At 29.4% G+C, this 16,817-nt stretch carries 17 protein-coding genes and 1 riboswitch; of the genes, 1 reads left to right on the plus strand and 16 read right to left on the minus strand.

Translation table 11 applies throughout. From position 1 onward, the window contains the following. Nucleotides 1-11 precede the first annotated feature (11 nt). From C7N41_RS05050 to C7N41_RS05070, 5 genes are read right to left on the minus strand one after another with little or no spacing between them, the layout of a single operon-like run. Nucleotides 12-866 carry a DegV family protein gene (locus C7N41_RS05050; RefSeq protein ID WP_105964633.1) on the minus strand — a complete coding sequence of 285 codons (855 nt, stop codon included), beginning with the start codon at nt 864-866 and terminating at the stop codon, nt 12-14. A gap of 26 nt (nt 867-892) precedes the next feature. Beyond that, the gene (locus C7N41_RS05055) at nt 893-1,384 is read right to left on the minus strand and encodes a dihydrofolate reductase (RefSeq protein ID WP_105964634.1); all 492 of its coding nucleotides are present in this window, start codon (nt 1,382-1,384) and stop codon (nt 893-895) included. 15 nt (nt 1,385-1,399) lie between these two features. Beyond that, the gene (locus C7N41_RS05060) at nt 1,400-2,350 is read right to left on the minus strand and encodes a thymidylate synthase (RefSeq protein WP_105964635.1); all 951 of its coding nucleotides are present in this window, start codon (nt 2,348-2,350) and stop codon (nt 1,400-1,402) included. A gap of 11 nt (nt 2,351-2,361) precedes the next feature. Then, nucleotides 2,362-4,257: an ABC-F family ATP-binding cassette domain-containing protein gene (locus C7N41_RS05065; protein WP_105964636.1), complete on the minus strand. Its 1,896-nt coding sequence runs from the start codon at nt 4,255-4,257 to the stop codon at nt 2,362-2,364. A gap of 4 nt (nt 4,258-4,261) precedes the next feature. Next, nucleotides 4,262-5,470: a CCA tRNA nucleotidyltransferase gene (locus C7N41_RS05070; RefSeq protein WP_105964786.1), complete on the minus strand. Its 1,209-nt coding sequence runs from the start codon at nt 5,468-5,470 to the stop codon at nt 4,262-4,264. 124 nt (nt 5,471-5,594) lie between these two features. Here C7N41_RS05070 and C7N41_RS05075 point away from each other — a divergent pair, with 124 nt between their 5' ends. Further along, on the plus strand, nt 5,595-6,428 hold the full coding sequence (locus C7N41_RS05075; protein WP_105964637.1) for a phage integrase N-terminal SAM-like domain-containing protein: 834 nt from the start codon (nt 5,595-5,597) through the stop codon (nt 6,426-6,428). On the opposite strand, the gene C7N41_RS05080 is transcribed toward C7N41_RS05075, so the two are convergent. From C7N41_RS05080 to scpB, 11 genes are all read right to left on the minus strand, one after another. Next, nucleotides 6,425-7,687: a tetratricopeptide repeat protein gene (locus C7N41_RS05080; RefSeq protein ID WP_105964638.1), complete on the minus strand. Its 1,263-nt coding sequence runs from the start codon at nt 7,685-7,687 to the stop codon at nt 6,425-6,427. The two genes, C7N41_RS05075 and C7N41_RS05080, sit on opposite strands and share 4 nt — an antisense overlap. 99 nt (nt 7,688-7,786) lie before the next feature. Continuing rightward, on the minus strand, nt 7,787-8,062 hold the full coding sequence (locus C7N41_RS05085; RefSeq protein WP_105956075.1) for an HU family DNA-binding protein: 276 nt from the start codon (nt 8,060-8,062) through the stop codon (nt 7,787-7,789). 153 nt (nt 8,063-8,215) lie between these two features. Further along, nucleotides 8,216-9,523: a ribosome biogenesis GTPase Der gene (gene der, locus C7N41_RS05090; protein WP_105964639.1), complete on the minus strand. Its 1,308-nt coding sequence runs from the start codon at nt 9,521-9,523 to the stop codon at nt 8,216-8,218. 78 nt (nt 9,524-9,601) lie between these two features. Continuing rightward, nucleotides 9,602-10,822, minus strand: coding sequence for a 30S ribosomal protein S1 (gene rpsA, locus C7N41_RS05095; RefSeq protein WP_105964640.1), 1,221 nt, complete (start codon nt 10,820-10,822; stop codon nt 9,602-9,604). A gap of 77 nt (nt 10,823-10,899) precedes the next feature. Continuing rightward, complete coding sequence (gene cmk / locus C7N41_RS05100) at nt 10,900-11,574, minus strand: (d)CMP kinase (protein ID WP_105964641.1); 675 nt, start codon at nt 11,572-11,574, stop codon at nt 10,900-10,902. A gap of 20 nt (nt 11,575-11,594) precedes the next feature. Continuing rightward, entirely contained in the window at nt 11,595-12,197 is a 603-nt protein-coding gene (locus tag C7N41_RS05105) for a LysM peptidoglycan-binding domain-containing protein (protein ID WP_157944975.1), read from the minus strand. A gap of 49 nt (nt 12,198-12,246) precedes the next feature. Next, complete coding sequence (locus tag C7N41_RS05110) at nt 12,247-13,683, minus strand: RecQ family ATP-dependent DNA helicase (protein WP_105964643.1); 1,437 nt, start codon at nt 13,681-13,683, stop codon at nt 12,247-12,249. Between the two features lie 2 nt (nt 13,684-13,685). Continuing rightward, nucleotides 13,686-14,711: a helix-turn-helix domain-containing protein gene (locus tag C7N41_RS05115; RefSeq protein WP_105964644.1), complete on the minus strand. Its 1,026-nt coding sequence runs from the start codon at nt 14,709-14,711 to the stop codon at nt 13,686-13,688. 3 nt (nt 14,712-14,714) lie between these two features. After that, nucleotides 14,715-15,290, minus strand: coding sequence for an ECF transporter S component (locus C7N41_RS05120; RefSeq protein ID WP_105964645.1), 576 nt, complete (start codon nt 15,288-15,290; stop codon nt 14,715-14,717). 78 nt (nt 15,291-15,368) lie between these two features. Then, a riboswitch (FMN riboswitch) is annotated at nt 15,369-15,488 on the minus strand. 55 nt (nt 15,489-15,543) lie between these two features. Beyond that, complete coding sequence (locus C7N41_RS05125; protein ID WP_105964646.1) at nt 15,544-16,275, minus strand: pseudouridine synthase; 732 nt, start codon at nt 16,273-16,275, stop codon at nt 15,544-15,546. Continuing rightward, the gene (scpB, locus tag C7N41_RS05130) at nt 16,275-16,808 is read right to left on the minus strand and encodes an SMC-Scp complex subunit ScpB (RefSeq protein ID WP_105964647.1); all 534 of its coding nucleotides are present in this window, start codon (nt 16,806-16,808) and stop codon (nt 16,275-16,277) included. The genes C7N41_RS05125 and scpB overlap by 1 nt, the downstream gene beginning before the upstream one ends. Nucleotides 16,809-16,817: the final 9 nt, after the last annotated feature.

Here is a 16,817-nt window from a genome sequence, read left to right on the forward strand (position 1 = left end):
TAAAATTAATATTATTCACTGTAATACATTAAAGCAAATGCACCTAATCCGCCATAAGTAGCTATGATAGGGACAGTTTCACGCATTACTACCTGTATATTTGGACAGATGGATTGTACTTCATCTTTAATTTTATTAGTGAAATCTGTAGAGCCAACATATGAAATACCAATGCTTTTTATATTTTTATGTTTAAGTATTTCCTGCATTTCAGGATAAACATGTTGAGTGAAATATTTATGAATTGACTTTAAGCCGCGTCCCTTAGAATCAACTGTTATTTCACCATTAACTAATTTAACGATTACTTTAATATTCAATAAATTAGATATTGCTCCTGCCCATGGTTTTAAACGACCGCCTTTAACGATATTGTCTAAATTTAAGATTCCCATATAAAGTTTGGTATTTTTACGGACTTCGTCAACTGATTTAATAATTTCATTTATACTTTTACCTTGTTTAGACATCTCAGCTGCTTTTATTACTTGAAAAGCTAATGAACGATCAGTGGTTAAACTATCAATAACTTTCACGTTAGATTTAGATAAATTTGCTGCTTCACAAGCAGTTTTATAAGTACCACTAATTTTACTGTCTAAATTAATTGACAAAATTTCACTACCATCAGCACCTAATTCATCAAATTTATTAATAAATTTACCCAAAGGTGGCTGACTAGTTTTTGGCAACCCCTTTGCAGTTTTCATTTTTTCATAAAACTCTTCATTAGTTATTGTTTCACGTTCTGTGTAAACAGTATCATCAATCATAACTGATAAAGGAATGATATTAATATCATACTCAGTAATTTCTTCATCGGTTAAACCTGCCGTTGAATCAGTAACAATTTTAATTTTTGACATTATTATCACCTTCACTGAAAGTTAAATTATTTTCTTTCAAATACATCGAATTTATGCGGATATATATTTTTACTATCTAATTTTCCAATTGTTTCTTTAATTAAATTAAATTCATCATAATTAATTTTAGGCATTACTGTATCCCCATCAAATTTATAATCAATTGAGGTACGATATAGCCGATCAACATATGGAAGTAATAGTTTAAATATTTGTGCACCACCAACTACAAATATTTCTTTTTCTTTATTATTATTAGCAAATTTCAAAAAATCATTTACATTATGAATGACCATTACTTCATCAGGAAATCTATTATCTTCTTGATGTGTTAAAACAACATTTAAACGATGGGGTAACGGCCTCCCAAAGCTCTTATAGGTCTTACTACCAGCCAATATTATATTATTCGTAGTAGTTTGTTTAAAATAATGCATATCTGCTGGTAACTTCCAAGGTAAATTACCGTTCATACCAATAACATGGCCTTTTGATTCAGCCCATAAATAAGAAATCATATTAATCTCCCCATTTTAAACAGCAACTGGTGCCTTAATTGGATCATGATGTTTATAATCGATCACTTTAATGTCATCCATATCATAATCAAAGATACTCTTTTTGTCAGGATTCAACCACAATTTAGGGGCTTGATATGGTTTCCTTGATAATTGAGTTTCAATTTGATCAATATGATTAGAGTAAATGTGCGCATCCCCTAAAGTATGAACAAAGTCACCAGGTTTCAATCCACATTCCTTTGCAATTAAAGAAGTTAATAAAGCATAACTAGCAATATTGAATGGAACTCCTAAAAATACATCACCTGAGCGTTGGTATAATTGACAACTTAATTTACCATCGTTTACATAAAATTGGAACATAGTATGACATGGTGGTAATGCCATTGCAGGAATATCTTCTGGATTCCAAGCAGAAACAATTAGTCTTCTAGAATTAGGGTTAGTTTTAATTTGTTCAATAACATTTTTAATTTGATCAATAGTCCCACCAGTAGATTTTTTCCAATGACGCCATTGACTACCATAAACTAAACCTAAATCACCATACTTATCGGCAAAATCATCATCATCTAAAATTTTTTGACAGAATTTCTTCTTTTCCGCTAAATAAACTTTTTTAAATTCTTTATCCTCATTTGCACGTAATCCAAAATTAGTCATATCAGGACCATCATAGTCTTTTGATTGCACAAAATTTTTAAATGCCCATTCATCCCAAATATGATTTTTATGTTGTAGCAAATATTTAATATTAGTTTGGCCATGTAAGAACCATAAAAGTTCACTTTTAATCAGTCCAAAAGGAACCTTTTTAGTTGTAAGTAATGGAAACCCTTTGCTTAAGTCAAAACGCATTTGATATCCAAATGTACTAATTGTTCCGGTACCTGTTCGATCACCTTTTTTATGACCATTTTCTAAAATATATTTTGCTAAATTTAAATAAGTATCTTCAAGCATTGTATAAACTCCTATTCTGCAAATTGGCTTAAATATTCCCAACGCTGCATTTTTTGATTAGATTGTTTGTTTAAATCATCAACCTGTGATTGTAAATCAGCTAACTTATCATAATCATCGCCATAATTTTGCATTTCTGATTGAAGGGATGAACTTTTAGAATCTAATTTATCAATTTCATCTTCTAAGCCATCAAATTCAATCTGCTCAGCATAAGTTAATTTGTTTTTTTTATTTTCATTATTTTCTTTAGGTTTATTTTCATCTGATTTTTTATGCTTTTTAACATTATCTTTATTACTGTTGTCATTTTTTAAACTAGCCAAATAATCAGTAAACAATCCAACATGCTGTTCAATTTTCCCATTACCATCAAAAATAAGTAATTTATTGGCTACTTTATCTAAAAAGTAACGATCATGAGAAACTGTAATAACTGTTCCAGCAAAGCCTTTGATGTAATCCTCGAGAACTGTCAATGTAGATATATCAAGATCGTTAGTAGGTTCATCTAACAGCAATACATTAGGTTGTTGCATAAGTAATTTTAATAAATATAAACGACGCTTTTCTCCACCTGATAACTTACGAATTAAAGTTCCATGCATAAATTTAGGAAACAAAAATTGTTCTAGTAAATCAGTAACACTGATTTTATTACCAGTATTATCAGTTACATTTTCCCCAACATCTGTTAAATACTTAATTACTCGCTTATCATCTGGTATTGGTTCAGTTTGTTGAGTATAATATGCCATCTTAACAGTTTCACCAATTTCAACAACACCACTGTCTGGCTTAATTTTACCAGCAATAACATTTAATAATGATGACTTACCAGCTCCATTTTCTCCACTTATACCGATTCTTTCATTTGGTTGTACTAAAAGGCTAAAATCATCTAGAATTTTTTTATTATCTAAAGTCAAATTAGTATCTTTTAACTCAATAACCTTTTTACCTAATCGTTGTTGACCAAGCGTGATGTCAACATCTTCATCAGTTTGTAAATTACCAACATCATTTTTTAAATCATTAAAACGATTAATACGTGCTTGTTGCTTAGTAGAACGAGCTTTAGCTCCCTTTTTCATCCAAGCTAGTTCTTGCTTGTACAATCGTTGCTTTTTATGTTCAGCATTCACTTCAAAATCAACACGTTCGGCTTTTTGTTGAACATACTTTTCATAATTACCTTCATATTCATATAGTTTTCCAAAAGACAATTCCCAAATATTATTGGCAATATTATCTAAAAAGTAACGATCATGAGTTACAAAGAGTAAAGATCCTTTATATTTAGCTAATAAATCTTGTAACCAATCAATGGAATCAAAATCCAAATGATTAGTAGGTTCATCTAAGATTAATAAATCAGGAGACTGTATCAATACTTGGGCCAAACCTACACGACGTTTTTGACCACCTGATAAGGTTGACACTTTTTGATTCATATCATTGATTTTAAGTTGCGTTAAAATTGTTTTAACGTCACTTTCAGCATTCCAAGCATCCTCTTCATTCATTTTTGCTTCAGCAGCTAAATATTGATGCTCGGCTTTTTCATCATCTGGATGCTTTGAATAAACATCTAAAGTATGTTCATAATATCTAATGGTATTAAAAATATCTTGACTACCAGCGAAAACAGCATCAAGTACCGTTAGAGATTCATCTAAAACTGGTTCTTGCTTTAAATATCCGATTGAATATGTTTTAGAGGTAATGATATTACCAGTAGAATCATGATCAACTCCAGAAATAACGTTTAATAAAGAAGTTTTTCCACTACCATTGGTCCCAATTAAACCAATTCGGTCATGTTCATTAATAATAAAATTTAAATTTTTAAAAAGTGTTTTTTCACCATAAGTCTTTGTTAAGTCCTCTGCTCTTAAAGTTTGCACAAAATCACTCTTTCAAATATTGTTTTATAAAATTAATTATATTTTCAGTATTATTATCTAAATTACCAATAACAACTTGTTTTTCAATTGCATTTAATGCTTTACCAAGCATTGGCCCTGGTTTTAAAATTCCATTCTTAATTAAAATACCGCCATTAATTGCAAGTTGCTTTTTATTTTTTATTGGTAAACTACTATATTGCTTTTTCAATAATTCATTATCAATCGAACAATCGTAAAAAGATGCAATATAGTTTGCTTCTAGTAATAAGTTTTCACCCGTGAGATACATTAAAAAATCACTCATATTATCATTCTGAATAGCATTTAAAGCATAACAACAAGTTTGTGTATTATTTATAACCTCGTTAGACGCTTTCCAAGATTTCAAAAAATTACTAATTTGTTCTCTATTTAAACCAAATTCAAAACAAATCAAACTCCATACTTCTATTTCATTATTTAAGTTCAAATTTTTAAAATGTGAAATATTTGATAATTGTTGTCTATAATCAGCAAACAAAGGGACATGTAAATACATATTGGTGCTTATCATATCATCAATTCCCTGTTTAGGTTTTAATCCTTTCATCATCTTAATAAATTCTACATAAATTCTCTCAATCGCAATTTTTTCTAATAATGAACTATGCTTCTCAATGGCATTAAAAGTTTCTTTTTCAATATTAAAGTTTAATTTACTAGCAAATCTAACTGCGCGCATCATCCTCAAAGCATCTTCATTAAATCTTTCATTAGGATTGCCAACAGCACGAATGATTTTTTTATCTATATCAGCAATACCACCAAATAGATCAGTTACTTCACCATTTTCGCGCATGGCTAAAGCATTAATAGTAAAATCACGACGCTTTAGATCTTCTTTTAAAGAGCGTACAAATGTAACTTTATCCGGTCTACGATAGTCTTGATACCCCGACTCCGTTCTAAAGGTTGTAATTTCATACCCCTTATCATTATCGAGAACCATTACAGTCCCATGTTCAATACCAGTATCAACAGTTCTTTTAAATAATTTTTTTATTTCTTCAGGATATGCACTAGATGCAATATCAACATCATGAATTTTTTCACCTATTATTGTGTCTCTCACGCTACCCCCAACGAAGTAAGCTTCATATCCAGCAGCTTCAATTTTCTGCATTACAGGGCGAGCTTTTTCAAATTCATCAGGTAAATTTTTAATCTTTATCATTGTTTATACCCCTATCTTTACTATATAAATATTAACAGATAAATAGTATTATTTACAAAGTTTTATGTTTTTGTGTTATTATATTAGTTAAAGTAACTTTTGACATTTAGAAGGTGTAAAAATGGCCACAAATAATTATCCTTATCAAAAAAGTTTTGAAAAACATTTAAACATTAATGGACTAGCTAAAGTCACAATTAAAGAGTATACGAGTACTTTAATTGATATGTTCGAATATTTATCAAACTTTAATATTGGGTATCAAAAAAATCATCATGTTAATCAATTATTTGATCGTGATATACAACAATATATGAACATGTTGGTTGAAAAACGACAAATAAATAATTCAACATATAACAAAGTATTATCACATATAAATATTTATTTTAAATATTTATTTAGTCATGATTTCTCTGAAAAATTACCTACCTTAACATTAAAAGGAAGAGATCGTAACAAAGAATCTAAAATTAATATCAAATGGATTGAACACATGCCAAAAATTTTAAATGATCCAAATGTTCATCCTTATACTAAAATGACACTGTTGTTAATTAGCAAAGGATTTAAATCTTCAGAATTCTTAAAAAATAATTTTTATAGAGTATTTACAAAAATTAAGTTCAACAATTACGAAACAAAGTTTATTAACCAATTTAACAATTTTATTAAACCAATTCAGGATAAACAATCATCAAATGATTTATTTTTGAAGCAAAGAATTGCAAATGATCCACATTTAACTTTACCTGGATTGCATAAATACCTAAAACCGAGTGAAGAATATTTATCTTTTAGTTTAAATCCGACAGATTTATTTCAAGGCTATATTTTAAATTATGTAATAAAAAATCCAGGAGAAAATGAATTTGAGCTTTCAAATCATCTTAATCTGGATTTAGCATCAGTTATATACTATAAAAAATTATCAACAAAAATTATTAATGATTAATAGTTTCGATAATCTTCTAACATCATTGCAGCTTCATCATCAGAAGGCACTGCTGTAACATACATTTCAAGTAATGATATAGCATTTTTGATATCTCCACTTTCTCTAAAGAATAAAGATGCAGATTTTAAGAAAGTAGTATTATCCATAAAGTATGGTTTAGCAGCTAGATAATATTTATGTGCATTTTTAATATCATCAATTTCATCATAAGATATAGCTAAATTCCAATAAAATTGAGGATCCATCTCATGATCATCTAGATATGAAGATAATAATTCAATGTTATCTTCATATTTTCCTTCAGAAACAAACAAGTTAGACAATTCAAGAACAATTTCGATATCATCAGGATCAATCTTATTTCCTTCTTTTAGATAATTTTCTGCAAGTTCCTTATTATCAACTTTAGTTGCAGCACGAGCGCTTAACAAATATAATTTTTCGTTATATTGATCGACACTAAGACCTTCTTGATATACTAATAAAGCATCTTCTGATTTGTTTTGTTCTTCTAAAGCTTGTCCTAAGTATGGATATAAAGTCGCATATTGTGGATCACTTTCACGCAATTCTTGGAACAATTCAATTGCTTTATCATAATCTTTTAGCTGTAAATAGGTAAAAGCTGTTTCAAATTTTACATCAGAAGTCATATCAATAGTCTTAATTTGCTTTAAATATCCAATTGCATGCTCAAATTTACTATCATTAGCATAAGAAATACCAACTCTTTCAACTAAATTAACCGAAGAAATATTGGTTACTCCTTCTTTAATTAATCCTAAATACAATGGTATCGCTTTATTATATTCACCCATGGTAAACAAAAGTTCCGCTAGAGCAAAAGTGATAACATTTTCATGAGGAGCTAATTCCTTAGCTTTTAGTAGCTTTTCTCGACTTACATCTAATAATCCTTGAGTTTGATATAAGTCCGCTTGAGTAACTAAAGATTGTAAATAAGCATCAGATTCAGATGAAATAATACTTAGCTGAGCTAATGCTTCATCTGTTTTACCCTCACTAATTAAAATATCTGAGATGTCCACTCTTAAACTATCCTCGTCAGGAAATTTCTTTAATAATTTTTGATATATTTTTTTAGCTTGATCACTGAAACCATATGAATATAATTCTTCAGCTAGTGAATAAAGCATTTCATCACTATCGTGGTGATATGCTAAATCATATTGCTTATTAAAATCATCAATTTTGCCAGATTCTAAAAGATCTAATGCTTTTTCAGAATAACTCATATATAATTCCTCCTATCAACATAATTTGGAGATAATATAAAAAAGAGTCAGTTCGACATAATCAGCCGAACTGGCTCTTTTATCAATAAAGTGAGCTGTTTATTTAACAGCATCCTTTAAAGCTTTACCTGGCTTGAATGCAGGTACTTTACTTGCAGGAATTTGAATTTCTGCACCAGTTTGAGGGTTACGACCCTTACGAGCGGCACGTTCACGTACTTCGAAATTACCAAAACCGATAAGTTGTACCTTTTCGCCTTTAGCCATGTTGTCTTGGATTGAACCAAAAACAGCATCTACAGCAGCAGTTGCATCCTTCTTAGTTAAACCAGTTTTTTCAGCAACATTGCTTACTAATTCTGCCTTGTTAGCCATGTGTTTTCACCTCCCAATAGTTCGGAAAACAATCAATGCTTTTCGACATATGTAATAACAACATGATTGGTGTCATTACATTACTTCAAGATATCACATAAAGCCCTACAATTCAATTATTTAATGGCTATTTTAGTAAAAAAATATGCAAAATTACTTACGTTTTCTAGTAATAATTTTAATTGGCGTTCCAGAAAAGTCAAAATGATTTCTAATTTGGTTCTCCAAATATCTTTCATAGGAAAAATGCATAAGCTCTTCATCATTTACGAAAACCACAATTATAGGTGGAGCAGTTCTAATTTGAGTAGCATAATAAATTCTAAGCTTTCTACCTTTAATACTAGGAGTTGGCGTCATTGCAATAGCGTCCATAATAACATCATTCAAATTAGAAGAAGAAATTCTTTTAGAATGATTTTCATTAACTTGTTTAATCATACCCGGTAATTTAGTTAATCTTTGCTTAGTAAGTGCTGATACGAACAAAATTGGTGCATATGATAGATATCGAAATTGTGTTCTAATTCCAGCTTCAAATTCGCGTTGAGTAGAACTTGTTTTTTTCAAAGTGTCCCATTTATTAACAACAATGATTACACCTTTTCCGCCTTCATGCGCATAACCAGCAATACGTTTATCTTGTTCACGAATACCTTCTTCAGCATTAATAACAATTAGTGCAACATCACTGTTATCAATTGAACGCATTGCACGCATTACAGAATAACGTTCAGTATTTTCATATACTTTTCCACGTTTTCTTAAACCAGCAGTATCAACCATTGTATACTCCTGACCATCTTGAATGAATTTAGTGTTAATTGCATCCCTGGTTGTACCAGCAACATCGGAAACAATCACTCGTTTTTCACCCAAAATAGCATTTACTAATGATGATTTACCCACATTAGGACGTCCAATCAAGCTAAACTTGATACTATCGTCATCGGCATTATCAGTTTTTTCAGAAAAATTCTTAATAACTTCGTCTAACATGTCACCAAGTCCTAATCCATGTGCACCGGATATTGGATATGGATCACCAAAACCTAATGAATAAAAATCATATATATCAGCACGGGCTTCAAAGTTATCTACTTTATTTACTGCCAATACAACCGGTTTATTAGTTCTGTATAAGATTCTGGCAACATTATCATCAGCATTTGTAATACCTTCCTTACCATTGACCATAAATACAATAACATCTGCTTCATCAATAGCAATTTCTGCCTGAGCTGTAATTTGTTTAACAAATGGTTGATCATTTATTTCAATTCCACCTGTATCAATCATGCTAAACTCATGCCCTAGCCATTCTCCATGAGAATAAATTCGATCCCTTGTAACACCTGGAGTATCTTCAACGATAGATATTCTTTCTCCAGCAATTCTATTAAAAATTGTAGACTTACCTACATTAGGACGTCCAACAATCGCAACAACGGGTAATCCCATTTCAAAGTCACCCTTTCTATTAATAATAAAAAAATATCCTTCAATAAAAAGAAGGATATTTTTAAAGATTATAAACTATTATTGATTATCTTTGTCTAATCCTTTACCTACAATGTCACCTAAAGTAAATCCGTTTTCTTCTTCAGGAGCATCTTCAGTAGAGTTATCAGAAACCTTAGCATTTTCCTTTGAAGAATCATCACCATTTTCAGGTTCTGGTTCAAGTGCTCTCATTGATAAAGCTAAACGATGATTTTCAGGTTGAACATCAAGAACCTTAGCTTTAACAGTTTGACCAACTTTTAATACATCAGCAGGTGTATTAACATGTTCATGAGAAATTTGTGAAATATGAATTAGTCCTTCAACACCAGGAATTACTTCGGCAAAAGCACCAAAATCAACTAAACGTTTAATAGTAACTTCAACAATACTACCTTGTGGGGCTTTTTCTTCAATTTCATCCCATGGTTGTGGCATAGTTTGCTTAATTGATAATGAAATACGACCTTTATCTTTATCTAAAGCAATAACCTTAACCTTAACGTCTTGACCATTCTTTAATACATCAGAAGGCTTGTTAACACGTTCATATGAAATTTCTGAAACGTGAACTAATCCGTCAACGCCGCCTAAATCAACAAAGGCACCAAAGTTAGTCATACGAGCAACTTTACCTTCAACAACGTCGCCAACATTTAATTTACCCATAACTTCTTCAAGCGCTTTTTCTTGTTTTTGTTCCATTACATCACTATGTGATAGAACTAAACGGTTCTTTTCAGGAATAATTTCAACAATCTTACATTCAAATTGTTGACCATCATATTGATTTAAGTTTCTTACAAAATGATTTGTAATCATTGAAGCAGGAATAAATCCACGAACACCAGCATCAACAACTAATCCTCCACGAACTGCATTTTTAACAGTTACAGTGATAGTTTCATCATTCTTAGATTTTTCTTGTAATTCATCCCAAACTTTACGTTCTTGTAAGCGACGAACAGAAAGTAGAAAACTTCCGCCTTCTTTATCGTCACCAATTCTTGAAAGAACAACAAATTTGCCCTTATCTCCCACTTTGTATTGTGAGTCTTCATCATTGTTAGAACTTGATGAAATTTCGTGACGAGGAACAACACCTTCGACACCAGCATTATCAATTCCAATAATTAATTGATGGTCATTATCAATGGCTAAAACCTCACCACTAACTACATCATTAATATTGACTTGGTCCACACTATCCAAGGCTTCTAATAAATCTTTATTTGTTTTTTCATCTGATTCACTCATCTGATAATTCCTCCTTGAGACAACTATACTTAACATTTTAGACTAACTTTTAAAGAAAATCTAGTTATATGACTAAGTTATCCGTTATTTTTAATAATTTTAGATATTTCATTAACTACATCACTTATTGACATCGAAGTGGTATCAATTTCAATTGCATCATCAGCTTTAACTAAAGGTGAAATTTGACGATGTGAATCCTTATAATCACGATCTTCAATTTCCTTTTTTAGCTGATCTAATGGAACATGAATATTTTTTTCTGCGTTATCCTTCAAACGACGTTCTGCTCGCTCTTGAACACTAGCAATTAAAAATATTTTTACTTCAGCATTTGGTAAAACTGTAGTCCCTATATCTCTACCGTCCATAACAATTCCACCATTACTAGCTATTTGTTGTTGTCTTTTAACTAAATCAGATCTAACACCACTCAAACTAGCTATTTCAGAAACTGAATTGGTTACATCTTCTTGACGAATCTCGTTAGTAACTTCTTGTCCATCCAAAAATACCTTTTGTTGTTCTGCATTAGGTTCAAATGAAATGTCTGTATCTTTCAACATTTCAACCACTCTTATTTCGTCACTTAAATTATATCCCAATCTCATGGCTTTAAGTGTTATAGAACGATACATCGCACCAGTATCACAATAAACATATGAAAAATTATTAGCAACTAATTTAGCAACTGTACTTTTACCAGCGGATGCTGGGCCATCAATTGCTACTTGAATTTTTTTTAAGTTCATTTAATATACCCCAATCAATATTATTTTACTCTAATTTTCTGGTTCACAGAAACATTATCGCTAGTTAAACCATTTAATTGCTTTAATTGATCAACAGTAAGACCACTATTCTTTGCAATTCTATATAAATCATTTTCACCATTTTGACCAACAACAGCGTAATCTCTATCATTACTATTATCAGATGACTGATTGCTTACAGAACTACTACTTGATGCACTAGAATTATTATTGGCTGGTTTATTTGAAGATGAGCTTGCGCTAGATGTTTTAAAGGAACTACTATTGGAAGCTTTTTTATCACCTTCATGACTAGCATTTTCAGTATTGCTAGAACTACTTTGATCAACCTTATTAGAATTTGAAGTAGACTTTTTAATAGCTTTATCTTTCTTGGAAGAAGCCTTTTTACCTTTTGATTTTATCATACTTGAGGATGAACTTGAAGATTGACTCTGACCATTATCACTAGGATTACTCATCATCCCGAAAACAAGTGTAAATAAACCAATAACTACAACAATCGTAACTAATATAATAGCTATTAATTTATGACCTCTGCTTTTCTTCCTTAATTCCATTCTTGATAAACCATTTGATTCATCTTTATTGTTATTATTCAAAATAATAACCCTCCCAATCTTATTGTTAATACAATTCATTATACATTATTTAATGCATTTTGTTGAAAAGAGAATTAATTATGGAATTCCAATCATAATTATGTTTATTATTTGTTTTAATATTAGACCTAATTAAGTTAGCTGCATATAAATTTAATTTTGTATGATCACCATCACAACAATATTCATTATGAGCACTAAATTTTTCATCAAAATGAGATAATATTTTTTTACGACGACAATCATTATTCAAAACATAAGATAGCATCTCTGATAAACTATTTTTTTGATCTAGCCGTCTTGCCTGAAAAATATTAATAACTTCCTCTTCTGAATAATCATTATCATAGTAATATTTTAATAATTTAGTTTGTTCATCATCATTATGATTTTTTTTATAATTACGATAATAAAAAGAAATGATATCATCATCATCTGGAATGTTATCCATTAATAAATTATATTGAAGCATTTCATCATTTTTTTGATAAAGAATAACAGAAATACTTTCTTTCATATCTCGACCAGCACGTCCCATTTCTTGAACATATGATTCAATATTTGAGGGCATATGATAATGAATAACATATCTAATATTACTTTTATCAATTCCCATACCAAAAGCACTAGTAGCACATATAACATCTATTTGATCATTCATAAATTGATGTTGAATACGATAACGATTTTCATTATTCAAATCTGAATGATAAGCTTCAACTTTCAAATTAGCTTTCTGTCTTAAAAAGATTGTAGCCATATTGGCCATTTTTTTACTAGAAAAATAAATAATCCCTGGACTACATAATTTGTTAACCAATGAAAGTAACTTGTTGTTTTTATCATTAGTATCATCACAATATTTAACAGATAACATTATATTTGAACGATTAGTAGACTTAACTATATATTTAACATTATGCAATCCTAGTTTATGAACAATTTCAGAACGCACTGTTTTAGAAGCAGTCGCTGTTAACATTAACACTTGCGGATTATTTAAAGATTGAATTATTCTATGTAAATTAAGATATTCAGGTCTAAAATCAGTCCCCCATTGAATAATACAATGAGCTTCATCAATAACAAAAAGACCAATATCTAGTTTATTAAAATACTTTAAAACATCAAGTTGAGATATCATTTCTGGAGAAATGTATATATAATTATATTTATTTAGATTATTCAAAATTCTTTTTTTCTCTACAAAATTTAGCCCTGAAGTAATAGCAACTGTTTTTTTGGATCCTAAATATCTCATGCGATCAACTTGATCTTGCATTAAAGAAATTAAGGGTGAAATAATAACAACTGGCTGATTTATCATTCGACCAAAGAATTGATATATAAGCGTTTTACCAGTTCCAGTTGGCAACATTCCAAAAGTATTTTCACCCTGACTCAAAGACGATAAAACTTCAAACTGTCCAGGGCGAAAATCATCAAAGCCAAACCATTTTTTTAATTTTTGACGTAAATAATTCATAACTATTTACTCCTCATTATTTGATATAATCTAAACTTAAAGAAGTCTATATTGGCAACATCTAACTTATTAAAATTCCAGAAATCAATTGGCTGATTTTGATATTTCTTGTTTAAAATAGCAACTTCATTATCAGATAAAATCATATCATATGGAAATTGTTCTGTATCTAAAAAAATTGCATTTTCTAGTAAATGTTCTTTAACTGTAGATTCCTTAAGATTATATTTTTTAGCAATAGTAAAAATATTAAGACCATTATTAAATTCATAAAATGTTCTTCTAGCACTTGCATTGATTCTACTTTGTACTACATTTTCAAGTAAATAATTCAAAAAAGAATTGCTATTTTCAATAAATTTAATCATTAAAATCCATAAATCAATATTAATAAAGTATATTTCCATTTTAGAATAATTATATCGATTAGATAATTGTTCATAAGTTAATCCATAATTATTGTGTCCAATCAATAAATTTGCAAATATATTAGCCCTATCTTCATCTAATGAAGATAAAAAGGACTTAATAAAGCTATAAATGTCATCAATAAAATTATCATTTTTATATTTATGAAACAAATTTTTAATTAAATTGGTATCATAAAAATCTGCCTGAACTGGATAATAACTACTATTATGATAACTATATTCTGAAGTGACTTGAATAAGTAATAAAAACCTATTTTTAAACTTTTCAATATCATAATCAAAACCATATGATAATTCTTTAGGCAAATAAAAGGATTCAAATAATGAATCCTTTTTTTGTTTACCCTTATTAGTTAATTTATATTGATATTTATTATATGAAAAAACATATCCATTATTAATTAATTCATTTATTAATTTATCTTCATTTTGTAAAGAATCAAAGTTCTTCATCATTCCTGAATATTCTAATATATGATAACGACTGCCCCAAAATAAAGTTGAAACAGTTCTTTTACCATCTAATAAATTCTTAATTAACTTTAGTCTTCTCGGTTGTTTATTAGATAACATTAAAAGTAAAAGCTTTTTATTCATTAATCAATCTCTTTTCTTATAAGTAGACCAAACTTTACTACGATTTAAGATTATCACAAATACAATCCCTATAAAAAGTCCTTTAATAATATTAAAAGGAATTACGACATATAGGATTGAATCTGCAAGGCTAAAATTCAAATGGAATCCTGCCAAATTAATATATAAAGGCGTTATAATAAAATAATTTGCCAAGCTCATGATTAAAGTTAAAGAGATAGTTTCAAATAAAACCATTAAAACATACTTAATTTTTTTAGAGAATAGTCTATCAACGAGTGACATTGATAAAACAATTGTTAAACTAGCAAGTAGTAACGAAGAAACCCCTATCAAATTAATTATTGAAGGACCCGTAAAAATAAAATATAGGAAGGCCCTCATAACGGACACAACGATACCACTACTAGTTGATAACAAAATTGTTGCTAATAAAATAGGAATATCACCAAAATCTAATTTCATATAAGGAGCAATGGGGATAATGGAAACTGATATATAAGACAATAAATAAGCTAAACCACTTAATATTGAAATTTGAACAATTCTTTGTAAACTAAATTTATTTGAACTAAACATTAAAAATTCCTCCAAATGAGGATTATCTTCAAAAAAAGTCCCTGCTAAATGAATAACAGGGACTTTTGCACACTAAAAATAGATCTTCTTTATACCAGACTTTACTGTCGGCTTTGGAATTTAACCAAATCAACCATCAAAAGATGGGTAGCGGGCTATACCGCCGGTCGGGAATCTAACCCTGCCCTGAAGATAAACCATATATTATTTTTATTTATAATAATGTACCAAAATATTAAGCAAAAAACAATAATTAAGACTTTTTATCAGTAATCTCATAAAGTCTTTCAACTTCTATTTTCTTTAATGGCCTAAATTCTCCAGATTGTAAACCTCTTAGATTTAAAAAGGAATATGACTCACGTTTTAATTTTTTAACTGGATGATTAATTGCCTTAAACATATTTTTAACTTCATGATTTTTTCCTTCATGAATTGTTAATTGAACAACTGCAGTTTTCTTTTTAGGATCAGTTTCTAAAATATTAGTCTTAGCTGGACTTGTTTTTTTACCATGAATTTTAATTCCTAATCGTAATTGCTTAAGTTCATCATTTGTTGGAATACCTTCCACTTTAGCAACATAAGTTTTTTCAACTTCATATTTTGGATGAGTAAGACGATTATCTAAATCACCATCGTTAGTTAATAATAACAATCCAGATGTATCATAATCTAAACGACCAACTGGGTAAATTCTTTCTGGAATGTCTTCAAAGAAATCTACAACTGTCTTTCTATTTTTTTCGTCAGCAACTGATGAAATAATTCTTCTAGGTTTGTAAAAAAGAAAATAAACTTTCTTTTCTTTCCCACCAATTGGTACCCCATCTACTTCGACTGAATCTGAAACTTTAACTTTAGTACCTAGCTCAGTTACAACTTTATTATTAACACTGACCCTCCCCGAAGCAATAATTACTTCTGATTTTCTTCTAGAAGCGACTCCTGCTTTTGCCATTACTTTTTGTAATCTTTCAGCCATTACTTTTCCTCCTTAGTAATTAAATTCTTATCGATTTTAGGTAATTCTTTTAAACTTGATATTCCGAATAATTTCAAAAAATTTTCAGTAACTTCATAAAGTTTAGGATTACCTGGTACTTTTTTATGACCACTTACTCTAATTATTCCTTGCTTTATTAATTTTTGAATTGTTTTATTACTATTAACTCCCCTTATATCATCGATTTCGACTCTAGTAATTGGTTGATTGTAAGAAATAATGGTTAAGACTTCCAAAGAAGTTTGAGTAAGTGAAATTTCATCATCATCAATTATGTATTTTTTAATAATTGAATCTAATTCCTCTTTGGTAGCAAGGGTATACTTATCATCATATTTTATTATTGTAAAAGGACTATCTGGATCATTACTTAAATTATCATTGAGCTTATCAATACTATTTGTGATGTCAAATTCATTCATTTCTAATAATTTAGAGATGTTAGACGATGAAATCCCATCATCCCCAGAAACATAAATCAAGCCACTAATTTTGGCTAAATTACTTACCAATCAATATAC

Source organism: Apilactobacillus micheneri (assembly GCF_002993975.1).
Classification (GTDB): Bacteria; Bacillota; Bacilli; order Lactobacillales; family Lactobacillaceae; genus Apilactobacillus; species Apilactobacillus micheneri.

Bases quoted from the DNA above. Each gene is read 5' to 3' on its own strand.
- rpsA (WP_105964640.1), bottom strand. From the start codon at position 10,822: ATGAGTGAATCAGATGAAAAAACAAATAAAGATTTATTAGAAGCCTTG.
- C7N41_RS05075 (WP_105964637.1), top strand. From the start codon at position 5,595: ATGGCCACAAATAATTATCCTTATCAAAAAAGTTTTGAAAAACATTTA.
- C7N41_RS05060 (WP_105964635.1), bottom strand. From the start codon at position 2,350: ATGCTTGAAGATACTTATTTAAATTTAGCAAAATATATTTTAGAAAAT.
- cmk (WP_105964641.1), bottom strand. From the start codon at position 11,574: ATGAACTTAAAAAAAATTCAAGTAGCAATTGATGGCCCAGCATCCGCT.
- C7N41_RS05115 (WP_105964644.1), bottom strand. From the start codon at position 14,711: ATGAATAAAAAGCTTTTACTTTTAATGTTATCTAATAAACAACCGAGA.
- C7N41_RS05120 (WP_105964645.1), bottom strand. From the start codon at position 15,290: ATGTTTAGTTCAAATAAATTTAGTTTACAAAGAATTGTTCAAATTTCA.
- C7N41_RS05080 (WP_105964638.1), bottom strand. From the start codon at position 7,687: ATGAGTTATTCTGAAAAAGCATTAGATCTTTTAGAATCTGGCAAAATT.
- der (WP_105964639.1), bottom strand. From the start codon at position 9,523: ATGGGATTACCCGTTGTTGCGATTGTTGGACGTCCTAATGTAGGTAAG.
- C7N41_RS05125 (WP_105964646.1), bottom strand. From the start codon at position 16,275: ATGGCTGAAAGATTACAAAAAGTAATGGCAAAAGCAGGAGTCGCTTCT.
- C7N41_RS05055 (WP_105964634.1), bottom strand. From the start codon at position 1,384: ATGATTTCTTATTTATGGGCTGAATCAAAAGGCCATGTTATTGGTATG.
- C7N41_RS05085 (WP_105956075.1), bottom strand. From the start codon at position 8,062: ATGGCTAACAAGGCAGAATTAGTAAGCAATGTTGCTGAAAAAACTGGT.
- C7N41_RS05050 (WP_105964633.1), bottom strand. From the start codon at position 866: ATGTCAAAAATTAAAATTGTTACTGATTCAACGGCAGGTTTAACCGAT.
- C7N41_RS05110 (WP_105964643.1), bottom strand. From the start codon at position 13,683: ATGAATTATTTACGTCAAAAATTAAAAAAATGGTTTGGCTTTGATGAT.